Source organism: Azospirillum sp. P4_B5, from assembly GCF_056402275.1.
In genome coordinates this window covers 107,455-129,571 of sequence record NZ_JBFUHT010000009.1, presented here as the reverse complement: position 1 = coordinate 129,571, position 22,117 = coordinate 107,455, and the positions used below count along the sequence as shown (strand labels likewise).

23 protein-coding genes are annotated in these 22,117 nt (G+C 71.3%); 10 read left to right on the top strand and 13 right to left on the bottom strand.

Annotated features, from left to right (window positions below; all coding sequences use genetic code 11):
• Positions 1–2 precede the first annotated feature (2 nt).
• On the bottom strand, positions 3–428 hold the full coding sequence (locus AC1DVI_RS09915; RefSeq protein WP_476957822.1) for a hypothetical protein: 426 nt from the start codon (positions 426–428) through the stop codon (positions 3–5).
• A gap of 342 nt (positions 429–770) precedes the next feature.
• On the opposite strand from AC1DVI_RS09915, the gene AC1DVI_RS09910 reads away from it, so the two are divergent.
• Complete coding sequence (locus AC1DVI_RS09910) at positions 771–2,354, top strand: phospholipase D-like domain-containing protein (RefSeq protein WP_476957821.1); 1,584 nt, start codon at positions 771–773, stop codon at positions 2,352–2,354.
• Positions 2,355–2,375: 21 nt separating this feature from the next.
• Here the strand turns inward: AC1DVI_RS09910 and AC1DVI_RS09905 are convergent, their stop codons facing one another.
• The 4 genes from AC1DVI_RS09905 to AC1DVI_RS09890 form a co-directional block, all read right to left on the bottom strand.
• Positions 2,376–3,683: a methyl-accepting chemotaxis protein gene (locus AC1DVI_RS09905; RefSeq protein WP_476957820.1), complete on the bottom strand. Its 1,308-nt coding sequence runs from the start codon at positions 3,681–3,683 to the stop codon at positions 2,376–2,378.
• 275 nt (positions 3,684–3,958) lie between these two features.
• On the bottom strand, positions 3,959–4,729 hold the full coding sequence (locus tag AC1DVI_RS09900; protein WP_476957848.1) for an OmpA family protein: 771 nt from the start codon (positions 4,727–4,729) through the stop codon (positions 3,959–3,961).
• Positions 4,729–5,199 carry a DUF4398 domain-containing protein gene (locus tag AC1DVI_RS09895; RefSeq protein ID WP_476957819.1) on the bottom strand — a complete coding sequence of 157 codons (471 nt, stop codon included), beginning with the start codon at positions 5,197–5,199 and terminating at the stop codon, positions 4,729–4,731. The genes AC1DVI_RS09900 and AC1DVI_RS09895 overlap by 1 nt, the downstream gene beginning before the upstream one ends.
• Before the next feature lie 229 nt (positions 5,200–5,428).
• Positions 5,429–5,956 (bottom strand): hypothetical protein, encoded by a 528-nt coding sequence (locus tag AC1DVI_RS09890; RefSeq protein WP_476957818.1) that lies wholly within the window; start codon positions 5,954–5,956, stop codon positions 5,429–5,431.
• A 218-nt stretch (positions 5,957–6,174) separates the two neighbouring features.
• Between AC1DVI_RS09890 and AC1DVI_RS09885 the strand changes: the two genes are divergently transcribed.
• Together AC1DVI_RS09885 and AC1DVI_RS09880 are read left to right on the top strand one after the other, a co-directional pair.
• Entirely contained in the window at positions 6,175–6,840 is a 666-nt protein-coding gene (locus tag AC1DVI_RS09885) for an NnrU family protein (RefSeq protein ID WP_476957817.1), read from the top strand.
• Positions 6,841–6,910: 70 nt separating this feature from the next.
• Positions 6,911–7,180, top strand: a complete 270-nt coding sequence (locus AC1DVI_RS09880) for a DUF2934 domain-containing protein (RefSeq protein ID WP_476957816.1) — start codon at positions 6,911–6,913, stop codon at positions 7,178–7,180.
• A 3-nt stretch (positions 7,181–7,183) separates the two neighbouring features.
• On the opposite strand, the gene AC1DVI_RS09875 is transcribed toward AC1DVI_RS09880, so the two are convergent.
• Complete coding sequence (locus AC1DVI_RS09875; protein ID WP_476957815.1) at positions 7,184–7,921, bottom strand: hypothetical protein; 738 nt, start codon at positions 7,919–7,921, stop codon at positions 7,184–7,186.
• Between the two features lie 34 nt (positions 7,922–7,955).
• Positions 7,956–9,011, bottom strand: a complete 1,056-nt coding sequence (locus AC1DVI_RS09870; RefSeq protein ID WP_476957814.1) for a Do family serine endopeptidase — start codon at positions 9,009–9,011, stop codon at positions 7,956–7,958.
• A 475-nt stretch (positions 9,012–9,486) separates the two neighbouring features.
• Here AC1DVI_RS09870 and AC1DVI_RS09865 point away from each other — a divergent pair, with 475 nt between their 5' ends.
• Together AC1DVI_RS09865 and AC1DVI_RS09860 are read left to right on the top strand one after the other, a co-directional pair.
• The gene (locus tag AC1DVI_RS09865) at positions 9,487–10,464 is read left to right on the top strand and encodes a hypothetical protein (protein ID WP_476957813.1); all 978 of its coding nucleotides are present in this window, start codon (positions 9,487–9,489) and stop codon (positions 10,462–10,464) included.
• 43 nt (positions 10,465–10,507) lie between these two features.
• On the top strand, positions 10,508–11,746 hold the full coding sequence (locus AC1DVI_RS09860; RefSeq protein ID WP_476957812.1) for a pentapeptide repeat-containing protein: 1,239 nt from the start codon (positions 10,508–10,510) through the stop codon (positions 11,744–11,746).
• Positions 11,747–11,832: 86 nt separating this feature from the next.
• Here the strand turns inward: AC1DVI_RS09860 and AC1DVI_RS09855 are convergent, their stop codons facing one another.
• The 5 genes from AC1DVI_RS09855 to AC1DVI_RS09835 all read right to left on the bottom strand — a co-directional run bounded on the left by AC1DVI_RS09855 (position 11,833) and on the right by AC1DVI_RS09835 (position 17,782).
• A complete protein-coding gene (locus AC1DVI_RS09855; RefSeq protein ID WP_476957811.1) occupies positions 11,833–13,242 on the bottom strand; it encodes a heme biosynthesis HemY N-terminal domain-containing protein in 1,410 nt (469 codons plus the stop codon).
• A complete protein-coding gene (locus tag AC1DVI_RS09850; protein ID WP_476957810.1) occupies positions 13,239–15,101 on the bottom strand; it encodes a COG4223 family protein in 1,863 nt (620 codons plus the stop codon). The genes AC1DVI_RS09855 and AC1DVI_RS09850 overlap by 4 nt, the downstream gene beginning before the upstream one ends.
• 62 nt (positions 15,102–15,163) lie before the next feature.
• Positions 15,164–15,919, bottom strand: a complete 756-nt coding sequence (locus tag AC1DVI_RS09845; RefSeq protein WP_476957809.1) for a uroporphyrinogen-III synthase — start codon at positions 15,917–15,919, stop codon at positions 15,164–15,166.
• A gap of 12 nt (positions 15,920–15,931) precedes the next feature.
• Positions 15,932–16,858, bottom strand: a complete 927-nt coding sequence (gene hemC, locus AC1DVI_RS09840; protein ID WP_476957808.1) for a hydroxymethylbilane synthase — start codon at positions 16,856–16,858, stop codon at positions 15,932–15,934.
• An 87-nt stretch (positions 16,859–16,945) separates the two neighbouring features.
• The gene (locus tag AC1DVI_RS09835; RefSeq protein WP_476957807.1) at positions 16,946–17,782 is read right to left on the bottom strand and encodes a class I SAM-dependent methyltransferase; all 837 of its coding nucleotides are present in this window, start codon (positions 17,780–17,782) and stop codon (positions 16,946–16,948) included.
• Positions 17,783–17,854: 72 nt separating this feature from the next.
• On the opposite strand from AC1DVI_RS09835, the gene tsaD reads away from it, so the two are divergent.
• The 5 genes from tsaD (at position 17,855) to AC1DVI_RS09810 (ending at position 21,438) form a co-directional block, all read left to right on the top strand.
• Positions 17,855–18,928: a tRNA (adenosine(37)-N6)-threonylcarbamoyltransferase complex transferase subunit TsaD gene (gene tsaD / locus AC1DVI_RS09830; protein WP_476957806.1), complete on the top strand. Its 1,074-nt coding sequence runs from the start codon at positions 17,855–17,857 to the stop codon at positions 18,926–18,928.
• A gap of 13 nt (positions 18,929–18,941) precedes the next feature.
• A complete protein-coding gene (locus tag AC1DVI_RS09825; protein WP_476957805.1) occupies positions 18,942–19,409 on the top strand; it encodes an N-acetyltransferase family protein in 468 nt (155 codons plus the stop codon).
• A gap of 83 nt (positions 19,410–19,492) precedes the next feature.
• Positions 19,493–20,503, top strand: coding sequence for an NAD(P)H-dependent glycerol-3-phosphate dehydrogenase (locus AC1DVI_RS09820; RefSeq protein ID WP_476957804.1), 1,011 nt, complete (start codon positions 19,493–19,495; stop codon positions 20,501–20,503).
• A 219-nt stretch (positions 20,504–20,722) separates the two neighbouring features.
• Positions 20,723–21,007, top strand: coding sequence for a YciI family protein (locus AC1DVI_RS09815; RefSeq protein WP_035669394.1), 285 nt, complete (start codon positions 20,723–20,725; stop codon positions 21,005–21,007).
• A gap of 17 nt (positions 21,008–21,024) precedes the next feature.
• The gene (locus AC1DVI_RS09810) at positions 21,025–21,438 is read left to right on the top strand and encodes an EVE domain-containing protein (RefSeq protein ID WP_476957803.1); all 414 of its coding nucleotides are present in this window, start codon (positions 21,025–21,027) and stop codon (positions 21,436–21,438) included.
• Between the two features lie 39 nt (positions 21,439–21,477).
• Here the strand turns inward: AC1DVI_RS09810 and AC1DVI_RS09805 are convergent, their stop codons facing one another.
• Entirely contained in the window at positions 21,478–21,813 is a 336-nt protein-coding gene (locus AC1DVI_RS09805; protein ID WP_476957802.1) for a hypothetical protein, read from the bottom strand.
• Positions 21,814–22,117 lie beyond the last annotated feature (304 nt).

Here is a 22,117-nt window from a genome sequence, read left to right as displayed (position 1 = left end):
GGTTACTTGCTGCCGTCCGGGCCGCAGTTCGGGGTGCCCGGCGGGCAATGGGTGCCGGTCGCGGTCTGGTTGTCGCGAGCCGGGTTGCTGCTGGTGGCGCTGCCCATACCCGACGGTGCGGTGGTCTGGCCCTGCCAGGTGCCGCCCGACGAGCCGCTGCCCATGGAGCCATTGCCCATGGTGCTGCCCGACGAACCGGGCATCGTGTTGTTCCCCGGCATTGTGTTCATGGTGCCGGACGAGCCGGCGGTGCCCGGCGAGGTGACGCTGCCCGGTGTGGAGCCCGGACCGGAGGTGCTCAGGCCGGTGGACGGCGATGTGGTGGTGCTGGGAACGGTCGGGCTCACGGCGGTGCCGCCCGATTGGGCGACGGCGGAGCCGGCCATCAGGGCGAGCGCCGAAGCGGCGGCGATCAACAGGGTACGCATCCTCATCTCTCCATCTGGTGATGGCGCCCTTTGGCCGGGCGCCCTCCTGGCGGGGGTTCGGGCGGGGATTCAGTCCGGCGCCCTGCGGCCCGGCGCCCTGCGGCGCGCCCGTCCCCCATTCGCCCATCCCCAACAGGAGGCTGGGCGCATCGTTTCGGAAAAACCGGACAGTCATCCGATCCTTTGGCCCAATCTTTTGGCGAATCGCACATCGTCCGGGCTTTCCGTCCGCCACCATCCGGAAGCGGCCGCCGGGCGATTCCGGAGCAGCCGGGCGGCCCGCGGAACAGGCCGCCGCCGGAAAGGTTGACGCAAGCACCGTTACGGCACGTCGAGGCAGGAATGAGCGATCATCGGGATGCGGCGGACCTTGCCGGGGCGCGGCCCATCCTGCGCCCCGGCGCCACCTGCTGGCGGGCCGAACGCGCGGACCGGGTGGCCGTGCTGGTCGATGGCGCCGCCTTCTTCGCGGCGGTGCGCGCCGCCCTGCTGCGGGCGCGGCGGTCGGTGATCCTGCTCGGCTGGGACATCGATCCGCGGATGCGCCTCGATCCCCACGACCCGGAAACGCTGGGCGACTTCCTCGCCCGCCTGATCCATCACCGCCCGTCGCTGCGGATCCACGCGCTGAAGTGGGACATGCCGTTCCCGATCTCGCTGGAGCACCCGCACGGTCCGCTGGAGCGGCTGAACCGGCGCACCGGCCCGCGGCTGACGCTGGAACTGGACGACGCCCTGCCGGTGGGCGCGGCGCAGCACCAGAAGCTGGTGGTGGTCGACGACGCGCTGGCCTTCTGCGGCGGCATCGACCTCGCCGGCGACCGTTGGGACACGCCGGAGCATCGCGACAACGACCCGCGCCGCCGCTGGCCGACCGGGGAGCTTCACGCGCCGCGCCACGACGTCATGATGGCGGTGGACGGCCCCGCCGCCCGCGCGCTGGGTGTGATGGCGCGCGAGCGCTGGAGCCACGCCACGGGGCAGGCGCTGCCGCCTCCGCCGCCGGACGTTGTTTCGGATGGGGGCGCCGATCCCTGGCCGGAGGGGCTGCACCCGCTGATCACCGACGCGGTGGTGGGCATAGCCCGCACGCTTCCCGACTGTCTGGTCGGCCGTCCGGTCCGCGAGAACGAGGCGCTGACCTTCGCCGCCATCGCCGGGGCGCGGCGCAGCATCTATCTGGAGAACCAGTATTTCGCCTCCTTCCGGGTGGCCGAGGCGCTGGCCCGGCGGCTGCGCGAGCCGGACGGGCCGGAGGTGGTGGTCGTCGTCCCCATGGAAAGCCCGAGCTGGTTCGACCGCATGGCCATGGACACGCCGCGCGGCGTGGTGCTTCAGGAACTGCGCGCCGCCGACCGCCATGGACGGCTGCGCGCCATGACCCCGCTGACCGAGGGCGGCAACGGCATCGTCGTGCATTCCAAGCTGATGGTGGTGGACGACCGGCTGCTGCGCATCGGGTCGAGCAATCTGAACAACCGTTCCATGGGCTACGACACGGAATGCGACCTGGCGGTGGAGGCCCCGCCGGGGGACCGCAGCACCGCCAACGCCATCGGCGCGGTGCGCAACCGTCTGCTGGCCGAGCATATGGGCGTGGATCCGTCGGACCTGACCGCCGCCGTCCGCGCCACGGGCAGTCTGGTGGCCGCCATCGACCGGTTGAACAAGCCGTCGGGGCGCCGGTTGGCGCCGCTGCCCGACACCGACCCCGGCCTGACCGAGCAGGCCTTCGCCGCCTTGCGCATCGCCGATCCCGATCGTCCCGAGGAAGCCTGGGCGGTGTGGAAGCGCATGCCCCCGGCCCCCGCGCCGGCCCGCTCCCTGACACGCGCGGTGGGTGCGGCCCTGTTCACCGCCGGGGCGATCGCCGGGGTCTACGCCGTTGCACAGGCCATTGTCGAGACCGAGCGCGGCGATCGCTGAGCGGTTTGCCGCCTCCCGCCGTCAGGCGGCGCGCTTACGGATGCCGGACAGGCCGCGCAGGTCCTGCTCCAGAACGTTCAGCCGCGCCAGCCCGCCGCTGATCGCGTCCAGCTCCCGGCGCAGCCCCTCGGGCACGCGCAGGTCGCCGGCGAAACCGGCCAGGGCGTCGGACAAGGAATCGCCCAGCCGGTCCAGTTCGCCCATCAAGTGCCGCTCGTGCCCGGCGACGTCCTGCTGGCCAGTGCTGAGGCTTTGCAGGCGGTCGGCCAGATCGGACAGCAGCGCGTGCTCGGCGGCCACCTTGGCCTGGGCATCCTGCCCGGCGATCTGCTGGGCGATCGCCTGCTGCATGCGGTCGATGCCCTTCTGGATCACCTGGATGGCCTCGTTCGACTGGCGGGCCAGATCGCGCACCTCGTTCGCCACCACGCGGAAACCGTGGCCGTACTCTCCGGCCCGCGTCGCCTCGATGGCGGCGTTCAGCGCCAGCATGTTGGTGGCGGACATGATGCGGGTGATGGCGTTGACCGAATCCTCCAGCGCGCGGGACTCAGCGACGATCTGCTCGAACCGCGTCAGGTCGGAGGTCGCCTCCGCCCGGCGGCGGTCCAGATGCTCCTGAAGGCTGGCGAGAAGCTCCCGGTTCTCCGTGGCGCAGCGCTGGGCGTCGTCGTGGCGGCCGGCGACCTGCATCCCGCTGTCGCGGATGAAGCCGACCAGAGCGGCCACCGCGTCCTGCGTGTCGGACAGGCGGCCGCGCAGGGCCTGCACCTCCCGCTCCGCCTGGTCGAGCGCCGCGCCGACGCGGGCCTTGGCCAGTTCGACCGCCTGCGGCACCTCGGCGATGGCGCGCTCCGTCTCCGGCGGGATGCCTTGGGGGCGTCGCGCGAAGGCCAGCCGGGCGGCGCACAGGCTGCCGAACTCGTCCAGCGGGCCGTCCATGCCGTTGTCGCGCAGCAGGCGCCGCCAGACCTCCAAATCCCGGTGCAGGGTGACGAACAGGCGGTTGGCCTCGTCCGTCGTCAGCGTCTCGCCGTCGAAGGTCAGATGTTCGTGCGGGATGAAGTTGAACAGCGACGTGACCATGGTCCGCCGCGTTTCCAGAACCCAATACTGGACGACCATCACCACCATGATGGTGACGATCATGCCGAGCGCCGCCGCCGGTCCCTCCGGCACGCCGAAACGGTGCAGCGTGGCGTTCCACAGCGGGTTGAGGAGGACCACCACCAGGATCACCGGAACGCCGATGATGAGAAGAAGCAAAGCCTGCGCCTTCAGGAATCCCTTGCTGAGCATCGCCCCCTCGTCACCCTGTCCAGTGGTCATTCCGAATCCTCGCGCAATCAAAAGGACGCTTCAGTCCTTTGTGTTCGCGCATGGTAAAACCACACACCATAAAAGGTAAAGAAAGATTGAGTTTGCCTTGCATTCGAGACAATTTTTCTCGGAAGGCCGAGGCTCGGCCGCAATGGCGGTGCGGAACGGGCAAATCAGTTCGGGAAAAACGGCCTGGAATCGGGCCGGAATCGACGCGGGCGAGCCGTTTCCGGCCCGCCCGTTCTTGATCATGCACGGTCTGCGTCAAATGGCAGCACAGCCCGTCAGGAGCGCGTTTCCGCCACCGAGCCCGGCTCGGAGATCACGATGTCCACACGGCGGTTCTGCTGGCGTCCCGACTCCGTGCTGTTGGAGGCGACCGGCTGGGCCGACCCCAATCCCTGGGCGGTGATGCGGCTGGGGTTGACGCCGCGCGCGGTCAACGCATCGCGCACCGCCATGGCCCGCTCCTCGGACAGGCGCAGGTTGGTGGCCGACGAACCGGTGGTGTCGGTGTAGCCCTCGATCCGCACGGTCCGTTCCGGATTGCGCTGGAGGAAGTTGGCGAGTTCGCTCAGACGCGCGTCGGCGCCCGGAGTCAGGCGGGCGCTGCCGGTGGCGAACAGCACGTCGCCCAGCGACATCACCAGACCGCGCTCCGTCCGCTCCGCCTGAAGGGCGCGGATCTGGTCCTGGAGGCGGTAGGTCTCGGCGTTGGCGACGACCTGCTGCGCGCCCTTCATCGCTGCCACGTCCTGGGCGATCTGGATCTGCCGGTTGGCGAGATAGGCCTGATGGTCCATCTCCGCCGTGTTGCCGTCGCTGCGCGCCCGCTCGCCGCGCTGCAGCGCCTCTTCGGCGCGGCGCAGCTCCAGCGTGGCGTTGCTCGCCAGCTGCGGGTTGGCGGCGGCGCCGGAATAGGACAGGCGCGCCTGGGCCAGGGCCGGCGTGTCGTCCGGGGTGGCGCAGGCGCCGAGCGACAGGGCGACGACGCCGAGCGAGGCCAGGGCCAGGCTTTTCCTCACCTTGCGGGTCTTCTCGTTTGCGGCGTGCATCACGGCGTGCCCTCCAGCGTGCGCGGGGAATCCCAGGTCGAGGTCCCGCTCATGCCCGACGGGGCCAGGGGAGCGGCGGCGGACGCGGCGGGCGCCCGGCCCGCAGCGCCCGGCATACCGGCGTTGGGCAGGCCGGCATTGGGGTTGGCGAGCGTGCGCACCGCGCTGGCGGCCTGCTGCGCCGTCGCGCGCTGCGAGCGCACGGTGGCGAGTTCGGCGTCGGCCTGCGCCTGCTCGGCGAGGCGGCGGGCCTTGGTCCGCTCGTCCTCGCGCATCGCGGCGTCGGCGGCGGCCAGCTTCTCGCGGGCGGACTGGAACTCCGCGGGGGCATGCTGGAGGGCGCCGGCCCGTTCGGCCTGCTGGATGGCCTGCGCCGACGCGCCGAGCTGGGCGGTGGGCGGCGGCACGCTGCCGGCGCAGGCGGCCAGACCGACCGACGCCGACAGGATGACGGCGGCCCTCCATCCCACCCTGGGCCATCCGAATGTCGAAGTGCTGTTGCGGTTCATGCTGCGGCTTCCCGAATGACCGCGGCGCACGGCCGCGGGAGAGTGAACGCCGCTCCAACGCGCCGCCGGGTGGAAGGTTCCTTCTCGGCACATCCGCACCGGGAAACCGCCCGCTTGCGCGCACAAAGACGGCCGGGGGAGCGCCCCGGCCGCAAGGTCTGCCTGGATGGGAGGATGGATGGGGAGGGGTTTACTTCTGGATGCCGGTGACCTGCTGCTGGGCCTTGTTGCCGATGCCGGCGGCGAGGTTGGAGACGGTGCCGAGGTTCTGGTTGAACAGGGCACCCGGCGCGCCGAACTGCATGGCCTTGACCTGCTGCTGGGCGGTGTTGCCGATGCCGACCGCGCTGTTGCTGACGGTGCCGGCGTTGCTGTTGAAGCCGCCCAGAGCGAAGGGCGCCTTCACCCCGCCGCCCATCCCGCCACCGGTCTGCAGGCCGAAGACCTGCTGCTTGGCCTTGTTGCCGACTCCGGCGGCGAGGTTGGAGACGTTGCCCAGGTTGGAGGCGGTGCCGAAGGGACCGGCCAGCCCGCCGCCGGCTTGAACGCCCATCACCTGCTGCTGCGCCTTGTTCTGGATGCCCGCGGCGGTGTTGGAGATGACGCCCAGGTTGCTGGCGTTGCCCAGCGGGATGCCGCCGGTCATCAGGTCGCCGGCGAAGGCCGGGGCGGAGCAGAGCAGGACGGCGGCGGCGGCGATCAGGGTGGTGTGGCGCATGGTGTGGTTTCCTTCCGGTGTCTGGGGGAGTTGGCTTCTGGGGGGTGTCTGCCGGTTCCGTCTGCGTCGGAGCCCGGCCTGTTCGATGACCGGACAGTACGCCCCGCCGCCCATCCCCGCTGTGGCCTGCGCCACACTCGGATGCGGTTTGCTTACAGCGCCGCATGCTTGACGTTCATCAAGACTCCGTCGGGCAAATCAGTGTCTTCTCCGTCCCCATGACCACCGACCTTCTCCTCGCCGCCCTGTTCCTGTTCGCCACCCACGCCGTGCCGTCCTGGCCGGGGGTGCGGCCGTGGCTGATCGCCCGGATGGGGCGGGGTGGGTTCGTCGCCCTGCATTCGTTGGGCTCGCTGCTGGCGCTCGGCCTGTTCGTCTGGGCCTACCGCGAGGCCGGGGGCGGCGAGCCGCTGTTCGTTCCCGCCGGCTGGGCGGCGCCGCTGGTCGTCGCGCTGATGCCGCTGTCCTTCCTGCTGATCGCCGCCCGCGTCACCAGCAAGGCCGGCGAGCCCGACGCCCCCAACCCGCCGCGGGGCATCTACCGGATCACCCGCTTTCCCGGCAGCATGGGGCTGCTGCTGTGGGCGCTGCTGCATCTGCAAGCCACCGGGGACGGGCGGCGGGTCGTGCTGTTCGTCGCGATGGCGGCCATCGCCCTGTTCGCCATGGTCAAGAACGACTGGCTGCTGCGGCGTGGTGCTGCCGGACGGGACTACCGCGCGGAGACCTCCGCGCTGCCCTTCGCCGCGATCCTGGCCGGACGCCAGAGCTTCCGACCCGGAGAGATCGGCTGGGGCCGTATCCTGGGCGCGCTGGCCGCCTACGCCGCGATGATCGCGGTGCATCCCTGGCTGTTCGGGGTCAGCCCGCTCTATTGGCTGTAGCAGGACGGCACACCGTGCCACTCCACCTGTTGACGGTCCTGAGACCAGACCGCACAGGAAGGACAGCGCCATGGAGCATCACACCGGCCCCGACGACCCCCGCGTCCGCGAGCGTGCCCATGCCATCTGGGAGCGTGAGGGCCGTCCCGAGGGGCGCCACATCGCGCATTGGCAGCAGGCCGCCCGCGAGATCGCCGAGGAGGATGCCGTCCCCGGTCCGGAGGCTGGGCTGCAGACCCCCGACAGCGCCAGCGAGCGCGCTCTGCACGAGGCCGCCGAGCATCTGCGCGGCGTGGACGCGCACAGCCACCACCACCAGTCGTCGCCGGCGGAAGGCTGATTATCAGTCCTCGTCGTCCAGGGACAGCTGGCGAACCTCCAGCCGGGGATCGGGCCGTTGGGAATTGGGCTGGGGCAGCGGGCGCGGCTCCGCCGCCCGGCGCGCGGCGGTGGGGGGCGCGGCGCGGGGCGGGCGCAGCGGCTTGTTCACCGTTCCGCGCGGCCCGATGCTCGGCTCGTCGCCGAAGTCGGGCAGGGGCGGGCAGCGGTCCATCACCGCGCGCATCAGGACGGCGACGCGGTCCGTCTGCTTGCGCAGGCCCTGCCCGCGCTCCCCCTCATAGAGCGGGTCGTCGAGGAACTTGCGGATCTCCATCAGTGCGCGGAACTCCACCCCCACCGTCTCGTGGGTGCCGATGGGCAGCGCCTTGACCCGCGCGAAGGTGTTGAAGAAGCCGAGGCTCTCCTCCACGAACAGGATCACCATGCGGGCGTGCAGACGCTCCAGCGCGGTGGTCATCGGGCCGATCAGCTCCTCCATCTCCGACGGGGCGGCGTCCAGCCGTTCCTGGGTCACCGCGGCCAGCGAGAAGAAGTCGCGCACCTTGCGGGAGAATTTGCGGTAGCGGCCCATCCCGCCGACCGACACGCGCTCCCGCGCCGCCGCCGCCAGATCCGCGCAGGTCTTCAGCATGTCGTCGAGCCGCATCAGCATGCGGGCGACCTCGCGCTGGCGCTGGGCCGCGCTGACCATGGGGGCGGGCGGGGCCTGCCGGCGGGGAGGGGAGGGGCGGCCGATCATCAGACCATGGTTATCCCGATCCGGTCCGCCGGGTCTAGTTCCCCGTGCGGACGTTCAGCACCCGTTCGCTGCCGCCGCGCAGGACGGTCACCTGAAGCGGCGTGCCGGCCCGCACCAGACCCATGCGGTTGCGGAAGTCGGTGGCGCTGCGCACCGGTCGCCCGTTCACCGCGGTCACCACGTCGCCGCTGCGAAACCCGGCGCGGTCGGCGGCGGACCCGCGCTCCACCTGGGCGATGACCGCCCCGGCGTCCCCGGTCAGGTTCATGCTGTCCGCCAGATCGGGGGTCAGGTCCTGGATGGAGACCCCCAGCCGGCCGCGCCGCACCTCGCCGTACTCGACCAGCTGCTCCATCACCGAGCGGACGATGCTGACCGGGACGGCGAAGCCGATGCCGACCGACCCGCCCGCCGGGCCGATGATCGCGGTGTTGATGCCGACCAGCTCCCCGTTGAAGTTCACCAGCGCGCCGCCGGAATTGCCGGGGTTGATGGAAGCATCGGTCTGGATGAAGTCCTCGTACCCCTCGATCTTCAGACCGCTGCGGCCGAGCGCCGAGACGATGCCGGAGGTCACCGTCTGGCCCAGCCCGAAGGGGTTGCCGATGGCGACCAGGAAGTCGCCGACCTTCAACTGGTCCGAATCGCCCCAGGACAGGGCGGTCAGCTTCTCCGCCTCGATCTTCAGCAGCGCGATGTCGGTCGCCGCGTCCCGCCCGACCAGCTTGGCGCGCAGGCGGCGGCGGTCCTTCAGGGTGACGGCGATCTCCTGCGCGTTTTCCACCACATGGGCGTTGGTGATGACGTAGCCGCGCCGCGCGTCCACGATGACTCCCGACCCGGCGCTGACCTGGGGGCGGGCCTGCTGCTCGGGAACGTTGAAGAAGCGACGGAAGAAGGGATCGCGCAGCAGCGGGTTCTCGGCCTGCGGCGCCCGCGACAGGACGGCGATGTTGACGATGGCGGGGGTCACCTGCTCCAGCATCGGCGCGATGGTCGTCACGCCGGTGACCCCGGCGGGCAGGGCTGCCGCGGCGGGGGCGGGCACCAGACCGGTGCCTGGAACGCCGATCCCCAAAAGCCCGGCCACGCACGCCGCCCCCGCAAACCGAAGCGCCGCGAACCGAAGCGCCCCGAACCGAAGCGTCGTCCTCATCGGCATCTTGTCCCCGTTCCTGTTGTTCCGAACCGCGTTTCCGCGGCTGATGTGGGCGAACGGCGCCCTTGGGTCAAGCCTGCGCGCACTTTGCCCCACCGCTCGGCCAGCGCCGGGGCGGCGGAGTATAGGGCAGCGGCGGCGACGCGAGAATCCTCAATGCCGTGGCCCGGTCTTCATTGTCCGCTCCGCTCCGGTGACCGACTTCCATGCCTGGTTGCATGACGACGGGGTGCGTCATCGTGCACCGTCCATGACGTCATTAAGACTTTGTTCAGCGGGATCTGCGAGGCAAAGGTGTATGGGATTTGTCTGAAATCCAGGCCATGTCCGGTGTAACCTCAGTTTTCCCAAGACGTGCTTTCCTCCATGGCGGATTCTCAACAGCGGCCCGCCGACGGTGACGACGATGAGCGATGTTCCTCTGATGGAACTGACCGAGCATGACTACCTCCAGATGGAGGAGGCGCTGTCGCAGACCGCGCGCGGCCGCGCGTTCCTGCGCATGCGCGACCGGCGATCCCGCGTGGTCGCGGTGGACGAGTTCCACCGGCTGACCGGCGCGCTGGAACAGCAGGTCAACCGGCTGCGCGGGGTGGACCCCGGCGCCTTGCCCCGCCCGCTGCCGGGGGTCGGCATGAGCGGCGGCATGGGGGACGGCTTGCAGCTTCAGCAGGAGCTGATGTCGATCACCCAGGTGGTGCGCGAGACGCGCAGCGACATCGCAGCACTGCGCCCCGCCGACACCGGGTCGAACCGCATCGAGGCGGCGACCGGCGAGCTGGACGAGATCGTCGCGGCGACCGAGAGGGCGACCACCGACATCCTGAACGCCACCGAGAAGATCCAGGAGATCACCCAGGGCATCCCGCGCACCGATCCCGACATCGCGGAGATGGTCGACGCCATCGACGCCTGGAGCATCGAGATCATGACCGCCTGCGCCTTCCAGGACATCACCGGTCAGCGCACCACCAAGGTGGTCAACACGCTGCGCTACATCGAGCAGCGCGTGAACACGATGATCGAGATCTGGGGCGTCGACCGCATCGCCACCGCCTCGGAAACCGCGTCCATGGGCGAGGGAGCGTCCCACCGCAAGCTGGGCGACACCCGGCCCGACGCGCATCTTCTGAACGGACCGCAGCTCGGCGGGCCGGAGGTCAGCCAGGACGACATCGACGCCCTGTTCGACACACTGGCCACGCAGATCCCCCAGGTGCTGGAACGGGCCGAGCCGGCCGAGGCGCCCGCACCGCCCCCTCCGCCTCCTTCTCCGCCTCCCGCCGCTGCGAAGCCGGCCCCGCGACCCGCCGCCCCGGCGCCCGAACCGTCGGGCGGCGGCAGCGGGATTTCGCAGGCCGACATCGACGCTCTGTTCGCCTGAGGCGCCGATGGCGAACGACGGCTCCCACAAGTCCCGGATACGCTTGAGCCAGGAACAGCTGGACCGGGTGTGCGAGCGCCATGTCCGCTTCACCGAGGGGCGGCCCAACGGCGCCCGCGCCAACCTGCCCTTCTTCGACCTGACCGGACTCGACCTGTCGGGCCGCAACCTGACCGGCGCGCATCTGTCGGGCGCCATCCTGCGCGACGCCCGGATGCAGGGCACCATCCTGGACCACGCCGACCTCTATGGCGCGGACCTGCGCGGCGCCGACCTCTCGGAGGCCCGCCTCTACCGCACCGACATGCGCGGCGCCAACGTGCGCGGCGCCATCCTGGACGGCGCGGTGATGGTGGAGGTCGACCTGCGCGACGGCAGCGTCGCCAACCGCAGCGCGTCCGGCGAGTTGAAGGTGGTCGGCTTCGAGCCGGGACCGGCGGACATGTCCTCGGCCAAGCTGACCAACGCCGACATGGCGCGGGCCAAGCTGTCGGGCAGCTTCGCGCGGGCGGCGGACTTCACCAACTCGCGGCTGTCGGGGGCGCGGCTCCAGCGCACCGACCTGCGCGACTGCAACTTCTCCGGCGCCGACCTCCAGGGGGCGGACCTGAACGGTGCCGACCTGCGCGGCGCCATCCTGGACGGCGCCAAGGTGTCGGAACTGGACCTCGTCACCTCCATCCGAACCGACGAGGAGGCGGTGGCGGCGGCCCAGACGCCCGCCCCCATCCCGGAGCCGGACGAGGACCCGGCGGCGGAGCCCCCCCGCCCGGCGATCCCGGCGGCGGACATCGAGGTTCTGCTGCACCAGCACCTGCTGTGGCTCGGCACCAGCGGCCAGAAGGGGCGCCAGCTCGACCTGACCGGTCTGAACCTCGACGGAGCGGACCTGTCGGGCAAGGTGCTGACGCTCGCCAAGGGCTCCGGCGTGCGGCTGCGCCACGCCCGGCTGAACGGCGCGCAGCTCCAGGCGGCCCAGTTCGACGGCGCCGATCTGCGCTCCGCCGACCTGCGCGGCGCCGATCTGCGCGGTGCGAAGCTGGACCGCGCGATCCTCATCGACGGCTGTCTGGACGGGGCCAATCTGGGGATGCTGCTGATCAGCGCCGGAGCGAAGGTGATGCGCGCCTCGCTGGTGCGCGCCCGCATGGCCGGCGCCTCGCTCAGCGCGACGAACATGAAGGGCTGCGACCTGACGCTGGCCGACCTGACCGGCTGCGACCGCAGCGGCGCGATCTTCGACGAGGCCATCCTGGACGGCGCCCGGCTGGGCAGCGCGTAAGGGTTCGGGACCGCTCCACCACAAAGAAAAAGCCCCTCCCCGGCGGACCGGGAAGGGGCTTTTTCTTTGATGCGACCGACGCGGGGCTAGGTCGCTCCCTGGGTGGCGATCTGGCCTCCGGGCGCGACGCCCGGTTGGCCGGTCACGGGCTCCGCCACCTGATGGGTGATGGCCGCCGGCGCCGACTCCGGGCTCATCAGCGACATGCTGACGGTCGGGGTCTTCCATTCCAGGCTGTCGAAGGCGCCGCAATGGCCGCACAGGCCGCCCCAGCTCGGGCTGACCGCGTTGCAGGCGGTGCAGGTCCAGGCCGCGTCCGCCGGAGCGTTCGCCGCCTGGGCCAGCCAGGCGCGCGCCGCCTCCTCGTCTTGCCGTTCCGCCCGCTCCAGCTCGGCCAGGAGCTGGAAGACGCGGCGGGACGGCCGCATCTCCAGCGCCTTGGTCAGATGGGCGCGGGCCTCGCCCCACAGCTGGGCGTCGAGGGCGGCGCGGGCCACGGCGAGCAGCGACTCGACGTCGTTGGGGGCGTGGTTGCGCAGCTTCTCGAATAGCTTGACGCGGGTCATCGGGTCGTAGCTCGACACCACCTCGCGGTAGGCCGAGGTCAGGTCCGGGTGCGGGTTGACGCGCCAGCAGCGCTCGATGGTCTTGGCGGCGTTCTTGTGCTTGCCGATGGCCATCTGCAGCCGGGCCGCGCGGGCCGCCGCCGGGACGAAGCCGGACAGCAGGTCGTGCGCCGCCTGGGCGTGCGACAGGGCCGAGTCGGACCGGCCGCGGCGCTCCGCCTCGAAGCTGCGCTCCAGAAGCAGGGTGGCGCGGTGGCGGCGGCCGTCGTCGGGGTTGATGGCGCCGGCCTGGACGGCCTGCTGCAGCGTGCCTTCCGCCGCCGCCCATTCGCCCGAGCGGGCCTCCAGGTCGTACAGCGTGCCGAGCAGCCAGGGCGTGTTGGGCTGGAGCGACTGGGCGCGGCGGGCGAGCTGCAGCGCCTCCACCCGGTCACCGGCCTTCAGCGACTGCGTCAGCAGGCCGCGCAGGCCGAGGAAGGCGGTCTCCGGCCGGTCGAGCATGGCGGTGAAGTATTCCTTCGCCGCGCGGTCGTCGCCCTGGAGCTGGGCGGCCTGGGCCGACAGCAGCATGGTCAGCGGCGGCTCGTTGAGCAGCCCGTCGGCCTTGCGCGCCATCTTGCGGGCGGTCGTGGCGTCGCCGGCGGCGACGGCGACCATGCCGCGGGTCAGCGCCTGATAGCCGCGCTCGCGCCGGCGCGACCGGCGGTAGCGGCCGAAGTTGCGCGGCGCGCCGAGGACGGCGCGGGCCAGCCGGTACAGGACGATGCCCGCCGCCAGGGCCGCGACGCCGATCAGGATGGCGATGCCGATGCCGGTCTCGACGACGTAGCCCTGCCAGTTGATGGCAAGGGTTCCGGGGTGGTTGGCCAGCCAGACCGCGATCGCGACGACGATGGCGACCTTGATGATGAACCAGATGGCGCGTGTCATTGGGCCGCTCCCTTGACCCCGGCGGACTGCGACAGCAGGCCGATGGCGCGGTTGGTGAGCTGCTGGCCGGCCTCGTTGGCGGCCAGACGGGCCTTGGCGTCGGCGATCCACGGGGCGGCGACCTGCGCCGCCGGACCCTTCAGGGCCGCCAGCTCCTTGACCGCGCCGCCGAGGTTGCCGTCCTGCAGGGCGGCTTCGGCGCGGGCGACCACCGCCGAGGCGCCGTCGCCGACCGCGTCGCCGCCCGAGCGGCGGACGGTGACCAGGGTGGCGATCTTGCCGGTGACCTGCTCCACCCAGTCGTTGCCCTCACCCTGGTTGTCGGCGCGCACGATGTCGGAGGCCATGGCCGAGAAGCGGTCGGTGAGCTGCGGCTGCGTCGGCACGCCCTTGGCGGCGTAGCCGGCCACGGCCTCCAGCGGCTGCGTCACCTGGGCGTCGCCCGACGCCACGGCGCGGACGGCCTGGAGTTCCTGCTGGAACGGCTGCCCGGCGGCCAGCGCGGAGCGGAGCTGCCCGGAGGCGAGCACCAGCGCCTGGGCGGCTGTGGCGGCATCGCGGCGGGTCTCCACCGCCTGGTTGACAGCGGCCAGCTCCTGCTTCAGCGCGTCCACCTCCTGGCGGATCTGCCCGGCGGCCTGGGCTTCGTTGCCCACCGCGTCGACGCGCTGCTGGATCTGGCCGAGCTGCTCGGTCAACTGGGCGACGCGCGGGTCGGGCTCGGCCGGGGCGGCGGGAGCGGCGGCCTGCGGGCGCTCCTCGAGTTGCTGGATGCGGGAAGCAAGCTGGCCGACGGCGTTGTCCAGCGTTTGCTGGTCGATGCCGGCGGCGGCCGCGTTGCCCTCGGCCGGGGCGGCGGGGCGCTGCTCCAGCTTGGCGAGGCGCTCGGACAGCTGTTGGATCTGGTTGCGCAGGGCCGAGTCGGGCTGCGGCGCGGGCGCCGTGGCCACCGGGCCGGCGGCGGGGCCGCCGGCGGTGGGCCAGCCGGGGACGCGCGGACCCCACCAGGGCTGCGACAGGGCGGCGGCGCCGACCAGCAGGGCGATCAGCGAGACGGCGGTGGCGAAGCCGGCGCCGGACTTGCGCTCCTCGCGCGGCGCCTCGTAGCGCGGCGGCTCGTAGGAGGTGGCGGTGTAGGCGGGGGCGGGGGGCTCCACCGGGGGCGGCGTCTCGCTCTTAACCTCTTCGGATTTGAAGGGATCGGCCTTGGCCTCCTCGATCCGGGTCGCCTCGACCTTGTACTCCTCGGACCGGATCTCCTCGCCCTTGATCGTCTCTGCCTTCGCATCGCCACCCGAAAGCGTGTCGGCGGCGCCCGGCAAAGTGTCCGCGGCGGGCGGCAGGGTGGAGGGCGGCAGGTCAGTGGCCGGAATCGGGCCACCGCCCGGCAGCGTGTCGGCGCCCGGCAGGGTGTCCTCGGCCTTGGCGGGCTCGGTCTTGAACGGTTCGGCGCTTCCGGGGAGGGGAGCGGCGGAGGCGATGATGGCGGCGTCCGGCGGCAGCGGCGTCACCGAATCGGCGGCGTCAGGAGCGTTGCGGTCCTCGCTCGGCGTGGCGGCTTCCAGGTCGGCTTCGCTCAGCTTGATGCGGTGCTTGGCGGCGGAGACGCGGAGGTCGGCGTGGCGGGCCAGCGGAATGGCGCCGCGCTTCTTCCAGCCCTGCACCGTGGTGACCGGGATGTCCAGCTTGTGGGCCATCGGGCGGATGCCGCCGAAGCGTTCGATGATGCGTTCGACGGCGGGGCCGCCCGACACCTGGTTCTGGTCGGCCGCCTGATTCTGGTCGGGCGTCTGGTTCTGGTCGGACGGCGTGTGGCCGTTCGGGTCAGCCTCGTGTTCGGAGCCTGGGCGAGAGGTCATTGGGTGCCTTCTGGTCGCAGTTGTTCTCAACGAACGCCACACAAGCCCCCAAGCGGATGCGCTCAAGCCCGGCCCGTGCCGCCGGATGCTTCCGGCAGCAGGCCGAGCAGAGAGTCCTGCTCCGGCCGTGGCGCCACCCGTACGTTCTGCCACGGTGTCACTCCCAGCTCACCGTACGCGCGGGCAGCCTCCGCGACCGCGGGGCTGAGGCAGAGCGCGTCCACTGTACGACAGCGGTCGATGAGCCCGGCCTCGGCGACAAGCCTAACAAACGAACGGGCGGTACGGGGAGAGAAAAACAACACGGCGTCCAGTGTTCCCGTACGCAACAGCGCCGCCGTGCCGTCCGACAGCCGCGCGCTCGGAACGGCGTCGTACAGCGTTTCCCGCAGGATGGAAAATCCGGCATCGCCCAGCAGGGCCGACAGGTCCCCGGCAAGCTTGGTTCCTGCGACATGAAGTAGCGGACCCGCTGCTGCGGTGCAGCGTGCGCGCACCAGTTCGGCCAGCGCGTACACGTCGCCGGACGCGCTCTCGACCTGCGTGAAACCGGCCGCGCGGGCGGCGGTCGCGGTGGCGTCGCCGACCGCATAGACCGGACGGTCAAGCCGGCTCGTACGTCTGGTGTAGCCCCGTACGCCGTTTGCGCTGGTGAAGAGGAGGGCCTGTACGTTCCCGATGTCCGGCTCCGGCCCGTCGAGCCAGCGGATGTCCAGCATCGGCTCCACCGATACGGCGAATCCCAGCGCGCGGAGACGGGCCGCCAGCGGCTCGGAATCCTCCGCCGGCCGGGTGACCAGGAGGTGAGGGGCCGCCATCGCCGGCCGCCGTCAGCTCTTGAAGAAGTCGGGCGGCAGGACCGCCTTGATCTCCGCACCGGCGTCGGCGCCGATGGCGGCGGCATCGCTTGCGTTGCCGCTGCGCTCGGCCCGGAAGACCTGCCGGCCGTCGTTGGACAGCACCTTGGCCTTCAGATGCAGCCGGTCGCCGTCCAGCGTGGACAGAGCGGCGATGGGGGTGCGGCAGGAGCCGTCGAGCATGGCGAGCAACGCGCGCTCCGCCGTCACGCGGGCCGCGGTGGCGGCGCAGTTCAGCGGGGCGAGCAGGGCACGGGTGGCGTCGTCGGCGCTGCGGATCTCGATGCCGATGGCGCCCTGGGCGACGGCGGGCAGCATCTCCTCATGCTCCAGCACGGCGGTGATGCGGTCGGTCAGGCCGAGGCGGCGCAGCCCGGCGAGCGCCAGCAGGGTGGCGTCGACCTCCCCGGCTTCCAGCTTGGCGAGGCGGCTTTGCACGTTGCCGCGGAAGGGCACGACCTTGAGGTCGGGCCGCCGCTCCAGGATCTGGGCCTGACGGCGCAATCCGGCGGTGCCGACGACGGAGCCGGCGGGCAGCGTGTCCACCGTGTGCCCGCCGCGCGAGAAGAAGGCGTCGCGCGTGTCCTCGCGCGGCAGGAGCGTGGAAATCTCCAGCCCGTCCGGCATCCAGGTCGGCACGTCCTTCATCGAATGGACGGCGAGGTCGGCGCGGCCGTCGAGCAGCGCGTCCTCCAGTTCCTTGGTGAACAGGCCCTTGCCGCCGGCCTCGGCCAGCGTGCGGTCCAGGATGCGGTCGCCGGTCGTCTTGAAGACGACGATCTCGATGGCGCCGGGGGCGGCCAGATGCGGGTGCGCCGCGATCAGCCGGTCGCGGGTCTCGTGGGCCTGCGCCAGCGCCAGCGGGCTGCCGCGCGTGCCGATGCGGAGCGGTTGGGTCATGGGGCCAGTGTTCTAGGCGATCCACCGCGGTTTGCAAGCCTTGGTGACGGGCGCACTACTCTTTGGTGAGGCGCGTCGCCGCGCGTCTCACGATGCGCGGCGCGCCGTGACCACCATGCGGCGGCTGTCCACCGTCCAGGCGGCGTCATCGAAATCGCCGGCCAGCCGTTCGATGGCGAATCCGGCACCCTCCAGCATCAGCTCCAGCTCGTAACGGAAGATCATCCGCCAGGTGAAGGCGTATTCGGTCACCGCGATCTTGCCGTCCGGCAACAGCTCGTCGTACCAGCCGTGGATGCGCTGGCACTGCCCCTCGTCCAGGCGGGAGGCCATCGTGTTGCGGATGTAGCTGTTGCCGTTGTGCGGGCTGCGCCGCGGCTCCGACGGGCTGGGCTTCGTCTCGGCGTCCATCGGCAGCGTCAGCGGATTCATCACGTCCAGCGCCAGCGTGCCGCCTGGCGCCAGATGCGCCGCGACGGCGGCCAGCGCGCGGCGCTCCGCCGCCAGTTCCGGGATCAGCATCAGCACGTTGAAGGGAATGGCGGCGAGCCGAAAATTCCGCACCGGCAGATCGAGCGCCGTGGCGTCCTGCCGCACCGGATGGACACGGGCCTGCACCTCCGGCGCCTCGCGCGCCAGCTTGGCGCGGAGCTGGTCGAGCATGGCGGCGGAGACGTCCACCGCCCACACCTCGTGCCCGGCGCGGGCCAGCGGGATGGTCAGGCGCCCGGTGCCGCAGCCAATCTCAAGGACCGGGCCGCCGGTCTCCGCCGCGCGCTCCTTGTAGAAGGGCACGTCGCCCAGCATGCCGAGGCGGGCGAGCGTCGCGGCGTGCTCCGCCCGCGCCTCCCCGATCTCCAGCGAGGGGTAGTCGCCGTCGTAATAGACGATGCTGGCGTCGTCGTCGGGGACGTCTTTGTTCATGGAGGGCGAAACCCTGAGGAATCCGGGTCAAGACCCTATACCAGAGCGGTGGAGACGGCTAGTTTGGCGGCCATGATCGTTCTTGGAATCGAAACGAGCTGTGACGAGACGGCGGCGGCCATCGTGACCGACGCGCGGGAGATCCGCGCCGACGTGGTGCTGTCGCAGCTGGACGACCACACGCCCTATGGCGGGGTGGTGCCGGAAATCGCCGCGCGCGCCCATCTGGAGCATCTGGACGGGCTGATCCGCCGCGCCATGGCCGACTCCGGGCTGGGCTTCGCCGACATCGACGCCGTGGCGGCGACCGGCGGGCCGGGGCTGATCGGCGGGGTGATCGTCGGGGTGATGACCGCCAAGGCCATCGCCGCGGCGCGTGGGCTGCCCTTCGTCGCGGTGAACCATCTGGAAGGCCACGCGCTGACCGCCCGGCTGACCGACGACGTGCCCTTCCCCTACCTGCTGCTGCTGGTGTCCGGCGGGCATTGCCAGCTTCTGGTCGTGGAGGGGGTGGGCCAATACCGGCGGCTGGGCACCACCATCGACGACGCGGTGGGAGAGGCGTTCGACAAGACGGCCAAGCTGCTCGGCCTCGGCTATCCCGGCGGGCCGCTGTTGGAGAAGGCGGCGGCGCTGGCGACGAACCCGGGCCGCTTCGACCTGCCGCGCCCGATGGTCGGGCGCCCCGGCTGCGACTTCTCCTTCTCCGGCCTGAAGACCGCGGTGCGGCGCCATGTCGAGGAGCTGGGGATGCCGCTCGCGGCGGAAGATCAGGCCGACCTCGCCGCCGCCTTCCAGAACACGGTCGCCGAGGTGATGGCCGACCGCTGCGCCCGCGCCATGCGCCAATTCAAGGAGATGCACCCGCAGGGCGGCGCCCTGGTGGTGGCCGGCGGCGTGGCCGCCAACAAGACGCTGCGCGCCCGCCTGCAGACGCTGGCCGACCGCGAGGGCATGCCCTTCGTGGCGCCGCCGCTGCGGCTGTGCACCGACAACGCGGCGATGATCGCCTGGGCAGGGATCGAGCGCTTGCGGCTGGGCCAGACCGACCCGCTGGACTTCGCCCCGCGCCCGCGCTGGCCGCTCGACCCCACCGCGAAGCCCGCCATCGGCAAGGCCGGGGTGGGCTCCGGCGTGAAGGCGTGAGGATGCCCCCGTCATGACCCTGACCTTCCGCACCGCCGGGCGCGACGACGTTCCGGCGATCATCCGGCTGACCGCCGACGACGCTCTGTCCACGGCTGGCGACCTCTACAGCGAGCCGCTCGACCCGCTCTATTACGAGGCCTTCGACCGCATGGCGGCCCAGCCGGGCAATTTCATTGTGCTGGCGGAGTTGGACGGGCGGATTGTCGGCTGCTTCCAGTTCACCGTCATCCATGGGCTGGTCCGCCGCGGCGCGGCGCGGGCGACGGTGGAGGCGGTGAAGGTGGATAGCGCGCTGCGCGGCCAGGGGATCGGCAGCGCCATGATGCGGCACGCCATCGCGCTGGCCCGCGCCGAGGGCTGCGCGATGGTGCAGCTGACCAGCCAGACCCGGCGCACCGACGCCCACCGCTTCTACGAGCGGCTGGGCTTCCGGGCGAGCCACGTCGGGATGAAGCTCATGCTGACACCGGAGGCTTGACCGTCCGGGTTGCGGACGGGGGACGCTCCGCCTAAACAGGCGGGCAAATCCTTCAAGACACATCTTAAAATCGGGGGGAATCCATGGCGGCAACGGACTTCCGGCGCATCGGCGTGATCGGCGGCGGGGCCTGGGGCACGGCGCTGGCTCTGGCCGCCCTGCGCGCCGGGCGGGAGGCCCTGCTGTGGGCGCGCGAGCCGGCGGTGGTCGAGTCGGTCAACGCCGCGCGGGAGAACCGCGACTATCTGCCGGGCGTGACCCTGCCCGCCGAATTGCGCGCGACCGGCGATCTGGCCGAGGTTGCCGCCTGCGACGCCATCCTTCTCGTCACCCCGGCCCAGCATCTGCGAAGCGCCTGCGCCGGCCTCGCCGCCCATCTGCGGCCGGGCACCCCGCTGGTCATCTGCGCCAAGGGGATCGAACTGGACAACCACGCCCTGATGAGCGAGGCGGCGGAGGCCGCGCTGCCGGCGGGGACCCCGCTGGCCGTGCTGTCCGGCCCGACCTTCGCGGCGGAGGTGGCGCGCGGCCTGCCGACCGCGGTGACGCTGGCTTGCGCCGACGCCGCGCTGGGCGCCGGGCTGGTCGAGGCGCTGGGCAGCCGCACCTTCCGCCCCTACCTGTCCGACGACGTGGTGGGGTCGCAGATCGGCGGGGCGGTGAAGAACGTGCTGGCCATCGCCTGCGGCGTGGTGGAAGGCCGCAAGCTGGGCGACAACGCAAGGGCGGCGCTGATCACCCGCGGGTTGGCGGAGATCACCCGGCTGGCCCTGGCGCTCGGCGGACGGCCTGAGACGCTGATGGGTCTGTCGGGGCTGGGCGACCTGACGCTGACCTGCTCCAGCCTGCAATCGCGCAACATGTCGCTGGGCGCCGCCCTGGGCGCCGGCCGGACGCTGGCCGAGGTGCTGGCGGAGCGCCGCTCCGTCGCCGAGGGCGTCTACACCGCCGCCGCGGTGGTCGGGCTGGCCGGGAAAAAGGGCGTGGACATGCCGATCTGCGGTGCGGTGGACGCCATCCTGAACCACGGCGCCGGGCTGGACGCGACGATCGACGGGTTGCTGTCCCGGCCGTTCCGCGAGGAGGGGCGCTGAGGGGGAGCGTTTTTCGCCACGAAGACACGAAGACACGAAGGCAGAAAGGCCTGCACGAAGGGGTTCGGCATTGTCCGCCCGGTGTCGAGTGTGCTGGGATTCTTCGTGAAGAGCTTTGTGCCTTCGTGTCTTCGTGGTGAATAGCCTCAACTCGCGGCACCTTCCGCAGCGGCCCCGGCTGCGCTAGGCTCGCGCCCGACCGAACGGGAGACTCAAGCCATGCTGTACATGTTCCATTGCACCGACAAGGCCGGCGCCGCCCAGGTGCGGGCCGACAACCGCCCGGCCCATCTGGCCTATCTGGAAGCGCACGCCGACCGTCTGTTCGCCGCCGGCCCGTTGCTGTCCGACGACGGCCAGGGCATGGCCGGCAGCCTGCTGATCGTGGAGTGCGCCGACGAGGCCGCCGCGAAGGACTTCGCCGCCAACGACCCCTACGCCCAGGCCGGACTGTTCGAGAGCGTGGAGATCCGGGCGTGGCGCCGGGTCTACCCGAAGTCCTGACCAGGGAGCAAACGGCGATGGCCCGCTGGCTTCTGAAGTCGGAGCCCTTCAAATATTCGTGGGAACGCATGGTCTCCGACGGCACCACCCATTGGGACGGCGTGCGCAACCATCAGGCGTCGAACAACCTGAAGGCCATGAAGGTCGGCGACCGCGCCTTCTTCTACCACTCGAACGAGGGGCTGGAGGTGGTCGGCATCGTCGAGATCGCGCGGGAATACTACCCGGACCCGAGCGACGAGGCGGGGCGCTTCGGCATGGTCGACGTGCGGGCGCTGCTGCCCGTGAAGACGCCGGTCACGCTGAAGGCGATGAAGGCCGACCCGCTGCTCCAGGGCATGGCCCTGGTCAAGCAGTCGCGCCTGTCGGTCTGCCCGGTGTCGGACGCCGAATGGGCGCATGTCTGCGCGCTGGCCGGGATCGAGGCGTGACGGCTTTTCGGACCTGTTGAGGGCGGCCGTCTGCGGCGGCTATTCCGCCGGTTCGCAGATGGCCGCCTGGAAATCCTGGGTGGCCTGAAGCATCCGGCGGGCCAGCGCCTGCATCTCCGCCGCGGCTCCGGCGAAGCCGGCCTCCTGCCCGAAGGGCGCCAGGGCGGCGGAGCCGGACGCCTCCAGTTCGGCCAGCGACGCAGTGCGCAGGGCCGCGTCGATCACCATCAGACTGGTGCGGCTGCCCATTTCCGACAGGCGCCCGGCCAGTTCCATGCCATGCCCGGCGCCGCCATTGGCCGTGCCGTTTCCGGTGGTGCCGTCCGCGTTGGTCGTGCTGGCCATGCCGGTGCCCTGCTGTTGGGTGAACAGCATGCACGCTAACGATGCGACGGTTAAGACCGGGTTAAGCGGTCGCCCGGAGTGCGCCCTCATGCTTTCGTGCTATGCGCGACAAATAGTCGCGCGGTCGCGCCGGCGTGGATGCTGGTGACGTCAAAGGAACGGGCGGTGCGCTGCAACAAAGAGGGACCGAAAGCCCCGATGGAGAAGGCGGACAATCAGCCGTTCTGCTTGTAGAGACGGGAACTTGTGTGGATAATGTCCCGCAACAGGGGCGGTCGGAAGCCGCTCCCCAACAGCCCTTCAGGGCGTAACCAGAAGCACTACGGGGGAATCG